9 protein-coding genes are annotated in these 9,627 nt (G+C 69.9%); 3 read left to right on the forward strand and 6 right to left on the reverse strand.

The window, feature by feature from the left end:
• Positions 1-4 precede the first annotated feature (4 nt).
• Both RIC31_RS12195 and RIC31_RS12200 read right to left on the reverse strand, forming a co-directional pair.
• Positions 5-925: a chemotaxis protein CheW gene (locus RIC31_RS12195; protein WP_350107371.1), complete on the reverse strand. Its 921-nt coding sequence runs from the start codon at positions 923-925 to the stop codon at positions 5-7.
• Positions 922-1,350, reverse strand: a complete 429-nt coding sequence (locus RIC31_RS12200; RefSeq protein ID WP_350107374.1) for a response regulator — start codon at positions 1,348-1,350, stop codon at positions 922-924. Before RIC31_RS12200 ends, RIC31_RS12195 begins: the two co-directional genes overlap by 4 nt.
• Positions 1,351-1,522: 172 nt before the next feature.
• On the opposite strand from RIC31_RS12200, the gene RIC31_RS12205 reads away from it, so the two are divergent.
• Positions 1,523-2,185, forward strand: a complete 663-nt coding sequence (locus tag RIC31_RS12205; protein WP_350107377.1) for a DUF7666 domain-containing protein — start codon at positions 1,523-1,525, stop codon at positions 2,183-2,185.
• A gap of 40 nt (positions 2,186-2,225) precedes the next feature.
• On the opposite strand, the gene RIC31_RS12210 is transcribed toward RIC31_RS12205, so the two are convergent.
• Entirely contained in the window at positions 2,226-3,953 is a 1,728-nt protein-coding gene (locus RIC31_RS12210) for a hypothetical protein (RefSeq protein ID WP_350107380.1), read from the reverse strand.
• A 212-nt stretch (positions 3,954-4,165) separates the two neighbouring features.
• On the opposite strand from RIC31_RS12210, the gene RIC31_RS12215 reads away from it, so the two are divergent.
• Both RIC31_RS12215 and RIC31_RS12220 read left to right on the forward strand, forming a co-directional pair.
• Positions 4,166-5,038 carry an alpha/beta fold hydrolase gene (locus RIC31_RS12215; RefSeq protein ID WP_350107383.1) on the forward strand — a complete coding sequence of 291 codons (873 nt, stop codon included), beginning with the start codon at positions 4,166-4,168 and terminating at the stop codon, positions 5,036-5,038.
• Between the two features lie 298 nt (positions 5,039-5,336).
• Positions 5,337-5,894, forward strand: a complete 558-nt coding sequence (locus RIC31_RS12220) for a class I SAM-dependent methyltransferase (protein ID WP_350107386.1) — start codon at positions 5,337-5,339, stop codon at positions 5,892-5,894.
• Here the strand turns inward: RIC31_RS12220 and RIC31_RS12225 are convergent.
• From RIC31_RS12225 to RIC31_RS12235, 3 genes are all read right to left on the reverse strand, one after another.
• A complete protein-coding gene (locus tag RIC31_RS12225) occupies positions 5,879-7,345 on the reverse strand; it encodes a mannose-1-phosphate guanylyltransferase/mannose-6-phosphate isomerase (protein WP_350107388.1) in 1,467 nt (488 codons plus the stop codon). The genes RIC31_RS12220 and RIC31_RS12225 overlap by 16 nt on opposite strands.
• 73 nt (positions 7,346-7,418) lie before the next feature.
• On the reverse strand, positions 7,419-7,979 hold the full coding sequence (locus RIC31_RS12230) for a D-glycero-alpha-D-manno-heptose-1,7-bisphosphate 7-phosphatase (protein ID WP_350107391.1): 561 nt from the start codon (positions 7,977-7,979) through the stop codon (positions 7,419-7,421).
• A 34-nt stretch (positions 7,980-8,013) separates the two neighbouring features.
• Positions 8,014-9,324 (reverse strand): hypothetical protein, encoded by a 1,311-nt coding sequence (locus RIC31_RS12235; protein WP_350107394.1) that lies wholly within the window; start codon positions 9,322-9,324, stop codon positions 8,014-8,016.
• Positions 9,325-9,627: the final 303 nt, after the last annotated feature.

The following is a 9,627-nucleotide window of genomic DNA, read 5'->3' on the forward strand; positions in this document are numbered from 1 at the left end:
TCGCTCAGGCCCTCGACCCGTCGGGCCGAACGAAATCGGGAACATGGGCCGAGATCAAGGCCCGCAGGTCGATCACCTCGTGGAACCGGCCCTTGCTGGAGATCACCCGCTCCTGGGTCTCGTCCCCGACTGGCCGCGCCGGGCTCTCGTTCGCCACGATACCCAGCACGCGCTCGGTCGCGATGGCCCATTTCTGGTCGAAGAAATTGACGATGATGTAGATCACGTCGGCGCCCAGGTCGTCGGCCGACAGCCGCAGCACCGGCAGCACGTTGCCGCTCACCTCGATGACCGAGTCGAGACGGACGCCGGGGCGGTTCGGCAGCATGGCGACGCTGGCGTCGTCGACCGCGCGTTCGACCAGGCGCGAGTCCACCGCGAAGTACTGGTCGCCGATGGTCAGCGCCATGTAGCGGGTCCGCGACGCCTCCGAGGGCGCCGCGCTCTCGGCCTTGGATCTGGCGGAGCGCTGGTCCGACAGCAGCGGCAGTTTCGGCTGGGCCGCGAACCAGCGATCGACGTCGACCGCCTGGATGAGCCGGCCGTCGTCGTCGAGATAGGTCTGTTGCGGGCGGTCCTCGGCGACCAGACCGGCCACCGTGCGCTCCGGCCGGAAGTTCCGGATGCCCAGGATCCGCTCGACCGCCAGCCCGATCACGGCGGCGCCGCTCTGCAGCACGATGCAGATCGGCAGGGACGGGGGGATCTCGGTGCCGGCCGGCCGGACGACCGCCAGCGGGATCGGCTCGTCGCGCAGCACCATGACCCCGACATAGTCCTCGGAGCGGCCTTCCAGCGGCTCGATCGCCTCGATCTCCGCGACTTCGCGCACCTTCGCCAGGCGAATGCCATACCGCCGGCCGCCGGACTGGAACAGCAGGACCGATACCTTCTCGCCGTCGGCGACGCCGTCCGCGAGGCTCATCGAGCCGCCCTGCCAAGCCCGGCGTCGCCGTCGTCGAGCAGCCGCCGGATGGTGTCGATAAGCAGGTCGCCGCCGGAGGCGTCGACGTCGCGGCTGACCGATCCCGACGGTTTGCCGATCACCGCGTCGGCGCCGACCAGGCGGGCCTCCACCGCCTTCGGCGACGCCGGGTGGGTCAGCGAGGACAGCACGACCACCTTGGCCGGCGACAGGATGCGCAGCCGGCGAAGGCACTCGATGCCGTTCATCACCGGCATCTCGATGTCGAGGGTCACGACGTCCGGGCTGAGCTCCCTGGCCATGTCGACGCCTTCGCGGCCGTTCTCCGCCTCCCCGACCACGTCGAATCCGTCGGCGCGGCGCAGGATCGAGCGGACGGTCATGCGGACCAGGCGGGAGTCGTCGACGATCAGTATCTTGGGCATGCGGCGACCGTTGTTTTACGAGGCGCGGCCGGCGAGGCCGCCGGCAGCTTTGTCGTTCCTAATCCTAGCAGGTTTCCCTAACATGGCTGCCGGGAATATCGGCGATCCGGAGCGCGTGCGGCGGGCCGTAAGTCGCTGGTTTCGCGTACTGGTCCACCTGGGGATGGCATCGATGTCGGTAGCGGCCTGGCACTTCGTCGGCGATGCGCTCCGCGACGGTCGGCCGGTTCCGCCGGACGGCGAATCGCTGGTCCACGACGACGAGCCGGCGGTCTGCGTGTCCGGGCTGCATGCGTCCGAGCGCATCCTCGACGCCCTCAAATACGCTCCCGGCGACATCATCTGCCGGGTCGCCTGCGAGGACGTGGTGGCGCGCCAGGAGGACAAGCTGGTCTGCCGGTCGCGCACCGTCGAGTGGCGGGTCGACGGCGAGATCGTGCTGCGCGAGTTCGCCCGGCGTGTGGCGCTGGACGTCGCGCATCTCTGGGATATCCCGGACGACGTGCGGAGCTTTCTGGAGACCGGCAACGACAACCTGCGAATTGCGGCCCGCGCCGCCGCCCGCGAGGCGTCCCGGGCGGCCGCCGGGCGCGGCGACGTGACCGCCGCGATCGCCGGCGAGGCGGCCCGCGCGGCCGCGGCCCGGACCCATGCCGCGCGGGCGACCGGCCTGGCGGCGGCCTGGGCGGCCACCAAGGCGTCCGACGACGACGGCAGCTGGGACCGCTACAGCGCCCTGCTGGAGACCATGGTCGAGGAGGCCCGGCAGGACGGCGGCGAGGAGCTCGACGAGTGGTCGGACCTCGACGAGGACTTCGCCATGGATGCCGACTGAGCGTCGGCGAACCACGCCGCCCTTCCGACGGACCACCCGCCTACCCGAAGAAGCCGCAGCGGTTCAGCTGCTCGTGGAACTGCCGCAGGACCTGCGCCTTCTCGGCCGCGTCGGAGATGGTGGCCACCATCTCCTTCTCGAAGTTCGGCCGCCGCAGGTGCTTGATGATGATCTCGCGGGCCAGCGACGACGCCCGGCCGTTCGGCAGCATCTCCGGCTGCACCATGCTGACCAGCATGCGGGCGCGGATGTGCAGCGGCCGCTCCGGGTTGTCCAGCTTCTCGAGCAGCTTGCCGTCGACGATGTAGGAGGTCAGCAGGTCGTCCAGCCGGCTCTTGAGCTTGTCCTTCTGCTCGTCCGACAGGCTCGACTGCTCGATGCGGTAGTAGATCGAGGTGATCTTCCGCATCTTCAGGTTCGGCGGCATCTTGTCCCGGACGATGTGGTTCACCGACGGCGGCAACACCAGGATCTTCTCCAGGTGCTGGTCGATGTCGTCGCGCAGCAGGTCCTGCCCCAGGGCGCATTCCAGCAGCGCCAGCAGGTAGCCGGCCTTGCGGCCGGGATCGGCGAGCGACGGCAGCATCGAGGCGGCCGCCTCCTTCAGGCCCTTCTGCCCGCCCTTGTTGATGATCATCGACTGCCGCTGGGTGACGGCCTCCGCGATCGACGGCCCGCCGACCACCTCGATGTCCGGGATCAGCTTGCTCAGCAGCCCGGAGAATACCTCCCGCTCCTCCTCCCGGTCGCCGCGCGACAGCGGGTTGACGCCCTCGAGCTGCCGTTTGACCCGGTCGAACAGCACGGCCTGGCTGTCCGGCAGCCGGCCCTCGGCGAGGAAGCGGTTCAGGGTGAAGTTGATGAACTTGGGGTGCTCGGGGTCGAGGTCCTCGGGGATCCCGTCGTCGATCGGTTCGCCGCTGGCGAAGCAGATCAGCGTGACCAGCGCGCTGCCGAGGTCGCGCTGGGAACCGAGCAGCTCGCGCAGCACGTCGGTGTTCCACAGGATGTCCGAGATGAAGACGTCGATGACCTGGAAAGACGTCTCGTCGTCGACCTCGGTCGCCCACTCCAGGAGCGTCGCCAGCTTGCCGAACAGGTTGCGGTTGTCGATCAGCTCGGCGGTGACCGCGACCCGCGCCATGAACCCGGCGTCCGGTCCGGCGAAGGATCCGTTGACGGCCTGCATCAGCCCGTTGAAGCCGACATCCCGGACCCGTGGCAGCTTGCGGTCGGTGGCGGTCTTCACCCGGGCGTTGATGTCGCGGATGAAGTCGTAGATCTCGTCGCGCCGCGCGTTGGTGTTGCCGTCGGTCTTCTTGGCCTGCAGGGCGGCGACCTTGGCGCTGGCCGAGTTGATCAGCGTCCCCTCGTCGAGCAGCCGCTTGATCTCCTTGGCGGAGTGCATCAGCTCGGTGGCGGTGAGGTTGACCTTGTCGAGATAGGTCCGCATCAGCTGGTTGATGGTCGACCGGGCCGGCCACTCGTAGAGGTCGTCCGTGGTCGAGCAAAGGGGCGCGTCCAGGATCTGCTGGACGAAGACCTTGCCCTCGGTCTTCTGCTTGACCTTCTCGAACAGGATGTCCGTCGGCTCGAGCTGCGCGATGGACTTCTTCGATTCCTTGATGATGCGGACGCCGTCGATGAACGGGCGGTTGAGCATCCGCCCGGCTTCGACCTGCGCCTCCTGCTGGGAGGTTGCTGTCGCCTCTATCGACCAAGATCCGCCACGCAGGGTGAGGATCTCGAATACCGTGCCGCCGGCCACGTCAGTCCCCGTCTAAAGCAGCCGAAACCGAGCAATAATCAGCATTCTGCCGGTTCGGCCGACTTGCACGTTCCCCATCCATAGGAAACCACTGCAAGTCGCTGGGAACAAGGAAAACTGCTTCACCGGCGCTGCGGCGCGTTGCCGTCCGCCACGCGGCGGCCTAGCCTCGGCCCCGCCGGTCCGGACTACGCCGGTCGCCAGGAGGCTCCATGCGTGCCCGGATCCGCGGTACCGAAATCTACTTCGACGTCGACGGCGCGGGACTGGTGCCCGACGGCCCGCGAATGCGCGAGAAGCCGACCGCCTTCGTGATCCACGGCGGTCCCGGCGGCGACCACTCCGACATGAAGCTCGGCTTCGCCCGGCTCACCGACCGCATGCAGGTCGTCTATTTCGACCACCGCGGCCAGGGCCGTTCGGCGCGCGGCGACGTCGCCAGATACACGCTGGACGAGAACGTCGAGGACATGGAGGCGCTGCGCGACCACCTCGGGCTCGGGCCGATCGTCAGCATCGGCACCAGCTACGGCGGGATGGTGGCGATGGCGCATGCCGCCCGCTACCCGGCGTCGGTCTCGCACCTGATCCTGGTGGTGACCGCCGCCCATGCGGGCTTCAACGCGCGGGCCCGGCAGATCGTGGCCGAGCGCGGCACGCCGGAGCAGGTCGCCGCCTGTGACGACCTGTGGGCCGGCCGGCTCGACACCGTCGCCAGGCTGCGGCGCTACTACGAGATCATGGGGCCGATGTACTCGCGCCGCCACGATCCGGCGGCGGCCGCCATCGGCCTCGACCGGCGCATCCTGTCGCCGGACGCCATCAACATGGCGTTCGCGCCCGGCGGGTTCCTCCAGACCTTCGACCTGCGCCCCGAGCTGCCGCGCATCACCGCGCCGACCCTGATCCTGGCCGGCCGCCACGACTGGATCTGTCATCCGGACTTCTCCGAGGAGATCCACCGGCTGATCCCGGGCTCCGACCTCCGGGTGTTCGAGGACAGCAGCCACTCGATCCGGGTCGACGAGACCCAGGCCTTCCTGGACGCGATCGCCGGATTCATCGTCTACAAGGCCCGCCCGTAGTGGATCCCGCCGAGCGGGGACGGAACCGTCGGGTCGACATCGGCGGTCGCCGTGGCGTCGCCGACAGATCGGCCCCGGCCCATCCGACCTGCGGAAGCGCGCAGGTCACCGGAAGGGGCGGTCCCGTCGTGCAGTCGATGCGATGCCGCCCACGCAGAGGTTCTTTTTCCGTACCGTCATCGCTATGTCATATTGGCCGATGGGACGTCCGTCCCGGCGAGTCAATTCGAGGTGCCTACCGGCGGCCATGAACGACGCAGTACAGTTCCTGCGTGCCTGGATCGCAGATCCGAGGCGCGTGGCCTCAATTACCCCGTCCAGCAGTGCGCTGGCGGCGCTGATCACGTCCGAGATCACGCCGCATACCACGCCGGTGATCGAACTCGGCCCCGGCACCGGGGTGTTCACCAAGGCGCTGCTGGCCCGCGGCGTCCCGCCCGAGCGGCTGCTGCTGGTGGAGCGCGAGGCCAAGTTCGCCAAGATGCTGTCGGAGCGGTTCCCGGGGGTCGGCATCCTGGCGATGGACGCCACCGACCTCGGCCGGGCGGAGCTGTTCGACGGCGAGCCCGTGAAGGCGGTGGTCAGCGGCCTGCCGTTCCTGTCGATGCCGGCGCGCGCCATCATGGGCGTGCTGGACGGCTGCTTCGCGCACATGAGTCAGGACGGCTCGTTCTACCAGTTCACCTACGGTGCGCGCTGCCCTGTGCCGCGTCTTATCCTGGAGCGTCTCGGACTGAAGGCGCTGAAGATCGGCCGGACCTTCTCGAATTTTCCGCCGGCCACGGTCTACCGGTTCCGGCGCCGGCCGATGCGCCGGTTGTATGCGGTGCCGGCCGACGGTCAGCCGCGGCCGTAGGCGTCGTCGTAGCGCTCGATGTCGTCCTCGCCGAGATAGCCGCCGGACTGCACTTCGATGATTGCGACCGGGGTGTCGCTCGGGTTCTCGAGCCGGTGTACCCAGCCCAGCGGGATGTCGATCGAGCGGTTGATCGCCAGGTCCACGGTCTCCAGCCGGTCGCGGTCGGGCCCGCGGGTCACCCGGGCGGTGCCCTCGATGACGACCCAGTGCTCGGCCCGGTGCCGGTGGCTCTGCAGGGACAGCCGGCCACCCGGGTTGACCCGGATCTGCTTGACCTGAAAGCCCGGTCCGATGTCGAGCGTACGGTACGATCCCCAGGGGCGGTGCACCTCGGGGTGCCCGTCGGCCTCGGCGCGGCCCTCGGAGCGCAGCCGGTCGACCACCGACTTCACGTCCTGCGCCCGGCGGGCGTCGGCCACGAGCACGGCGTCCGGGGTGGCGACGACCATCAGGTCGGACACGCCGAGGGTCGCGACCAGCGGTCCCGTGCTGTGCACCAGGCAGTTGCGGGTGTCGACCGCGACCGCATCGCCGACCAGGGCGTTGCCGGCCGGGTCGCGCGCCGCCAGGGCCCACAGCGACGCGAACGAGCCGACGTCGCTCCAGCCGGGATCGCAGGGAACCACGGCGGCCCGGTCGGTCTTCTCCATGACCGCGTAGTCGATCGAGATCGCCGGGGCCCGGCCGAACGCCGCCGGGTCGAGACGCTCGAAATCGAGGTCGCGGGCGGCCCCCGCCAGTGCCGCGCGGGCGGCCGCGTCGATCTCCGGGGCGAACCGCGCGATCTCGCCGGCCAGGGTCGCCGCGGCGGCCAGGAAGTTCCCCGAGTTCCAGAGATAGCGGCCGTCCGCCAGATAGGCGGCCGCGGTCGCGGCGTCGGGCTTCTCGACGAACCGGTCGACGCCGTGCACGCCGCGCGCCTCCGGGTGCTCGCGGCCGGCCAGGACGTAGCCGTAGCCGGTCTCCGGCCGGTCGGGCCGGATCCCGAAGGTCACGATGCTGCCGGCTGCGGCCGCCGGCCGCGCCCGCTGGACCGCCTCCACGAAGGCGGCCGGTCGCGACATGGCATGGTCGGCCGCCAGCAGCAGGATCAGCGCGTCCGGGTCCACCGCCATCGCATGCAGGGCGGCGATCGCGGCGGCCGGCGCCGAGTTGCGTCCCTCGGGCTCGAGCACGATCGCGCGCGGCCGGATCCCGGCCTCCTGCAGCTGCTCGGCGACCAGGAACCGGTGCTCGACGTTGGCGATCACGATCGGCGGGCCGAACACGGCCGGGTCGGCCACCCGCCGCGCCGTCGCCTGCAGCATCGTGCCGTCTCCCAGCAGGTCGAGGAACTGCTTGGGGTGGTCGGCCCGCGACAGCGGCCAGAGCCGGGTTCCGGCACCGCCCGAGAGGATGACGGGGACGATCGGCGCTGTGGGCCGGACAGGGGTGGGGAGATCGCTCACCGCGCCGGGCTCATCGCACGCGATCCCGGCGCGAGGTGCCGCGCCACGATGCCGAGCCATCCGATCCGCCAGTTCATGACCCCGTCTCCTCTCCGCCCGCGCCCGAGATACCGGCTGGCTCGGCCGCGATCAAGCGTGCCACGAAGGCGTCGAGGTCGCCGCCGCCGTAGTGGTGTCCGGCAATCCCGGCCGCCGCCGCCGCCGCCATGTCGCTGTCGCGGTCGCCGATCAGGAAGGATCCGGCCCGGCGGACCGGCCACCGTCGCATCAGGTCGACCAGCATGCCCGGGGCCGGCTTGCGCCAGTCGGCGTAGGCGGCGAAGCGCTCGGGCCGGTGGTCGGGGTGATAGGGGCAGTAGCGCCAGTCGTCGACGGTGGCTCCGTGCTCGGCGAGCCGTACGGCCATCCAGCGGTGCAGGTCCTCGACGTCGCCGGAGTCGTATAGCCCGCGGGCGACGCCGGACTGGTTGGTGACGACGAAGACCAGGTATCCGGCCCGGTTGAGCCGGCGCACGGCGTCGATCGCGCCGTCGACCCAGACGATCTGGTCGGGTCGGTAGGCATAGCCGACGTCCTGGTTGAGTACGCCGTCGCGGTCGAAGAACGCGGCGGGTCGGGGCGCGATTTCTGGCATTCTGTCCTGGCCGAACGGCAAGCGACGGCGGCGTTCAGACCATGCAGATGGTCAACACCGAGCGGGGCGTCGGATGGGTTCGACGATACAGCGGCAGGCTGAGGCGCACCCAGTCGAAGGGCTCCGGCCCGCCCTTGGTCATCAGGACGCCGCGGCAGCGATGCACCACCGGCGATCCGCGCCGGACCGCCGTCTGCACGTCGAGTTCGACGCGCCGGCCGAGCCGCCGGTCCGGAACGTCGATCAGCCGCTTGCCGACCATCTGGGCCGGGGTGATCTCGTCCCACAGCCGCAGGTCGCCACCCTCGTAGGCGGCGATCCGGAACTGGTTGTCCTGGTCGAGCTCGACCAGCTTTGCACGGGCGGAGCTGGCGCCCTCCCGCTCGATCGCCTCGATCAGGCCCGACCCCTCGTCACCGTTGCCGCCATAGGCCCACCAGGTCCGGACCGCGCGGCCGATCAGCTCACGGTGATGCGGCGCGACGTCGTTCGGCAGATGGTCCGGCTCGATGGCGATCGACTGGATGGTCGTCGGGAACTGGGCGTACTGACGGGCGGTGACCAGGTGCCGGATCCGGTCGGCCACCTGCTCGGCGCGCCCGAATTCGTTCTGCCAGGTGGCGCCGTCCCACCAGGCCAGCGAGATCGGCTCGAGCCCGTCGGACCAGACCGCGCACAGGTCGATCAGCCGCTCGACCGTCGCCGGCTCGGCGCCGTGCGGATCGACCACGATCCGGGTCGGCGAGATCGTGTCCAGGCCTGTCCCGGCATGCAGCCAGGAGCGCTCGATCGCCGCCCAGCCGAGCGAATGCAGGGCGAACAGCACCATGTCCGGGGCGTCGTGGGGCAGGTCGTCGCCGAGCCGCCGGCGGTAGCGGCCGTCGGCGTCCAGCCATTCGGCGGTGCGCAGCCGCGCCGCGAGGGATTCCGCGGAGATCATCGCCATCTCGATCGAGCTGATCGACCGGGCGCCGGCGTCGGGCTGGGTCGCGATCGGCGCCGGCGACCGGCCGCTGCCGTCGACCTCGGCGTGCTGGGTCCCGGCGCCGCGCAGTATCTCGTCGATCGTCGGCGGGCTGTTCTTGTTGCCGCGCCGTGTCCGGACCGTGCTTTGCAGGTAGCGCATCGCCGACTTGACGTCGGCGAAGCAGACCGAGGCGGGGCGGGAGTCGGCCCGGACCAGGTTGATGGTTATGCGCCGGCCCTGCGCACGGCGCTCGAGCGCGTCCGGCAGCAGGCCGAGGACTTCGTCGCCGACCACGTCCGGGTCGACATGCACGTCGGCGATGCGACCGCCGACCTCCACATCGATCCAGCCCATGAGGTTGATCGCGGTCGCCCACATGGTGCGCTCCGCGCCCTTCCCGTCCGACAACCGGGGGCCGATTCCCTTCGGGGTAAGCCAGAACGAAGCGAGTGGGACATCCATAACCGCAATTCCGACCGGTATTCCCGGCTCAAAGTCTGGCACGTCAATGCAAATACGAACAAGAAGCAATTGAGGCGGCTGTAGCTGACTCACGATCTGTCCGGATTTTGTAGCGCGTGAAGTGTCCGGTTTTTGAATCGCTCCAAAGAGGGGGCGCAGATGAACCGGGCCGGAGTGCTGCAAGGGGTACGACAGATGCGGTTCGAGGGTCTTCTCGAT

Origin of the sequence: Thalassobaculum sp., from assembly GCF_040219615.1 — a bacterium.
Taxonomy (GTDB): Bacteria; Pseudomonadota; Alphaproteobacteria; order Thalassobaculales; family Thalassobaculaceae; genus Thalassobaculum_A.

Bases quoted from the DNA above. Each gene is read 5' to 3' on its own strand.
- RIC31_RS12205 (WP_350107377.1), top strand. From the start codon at position 1,523: ATGTCGGTAGCGGCCTGGCACTTCGTCGGCGATGCGCTCCGCGACGGT.
- RIC31_RS12195 (WP_350107371.1), bottom strand. From the start codon at position 925: ATGAGCCTCGCGGACGGCGTCGCCGACGGCGAGAAGGTATCGGTCCTG.
- RIC31_RS12200 (WP_350107374.1), bottom strand. From the start codon at position 1,350: ATGCCCAAGATACTGATCGTCGACGACTCCCGCCTGGTCCGCATGACC.
- RIC31_RS12230 (WP_350107391.1), bottom strand. From the start codon at position 7,979: ATGCCAGAAATCGCGCCCCGACCCGCCGCGTTCTTCGACCGCGACGGC.
- RIC31_RS12235 (WP_350107394.1), bottom strand. From the start codon at position 9,324: ATGTGGGCGACCGCGATCAACCTCATGGGCTGGATCGATGTGGAGGTC.
- RIC31_RS12215 (WP_350107383.1), top strand. From the start codon at position 4,166: ATGCGTGCCCGGATCCGCGGTACCGAAATCTACTTCGACGTCGACGGC.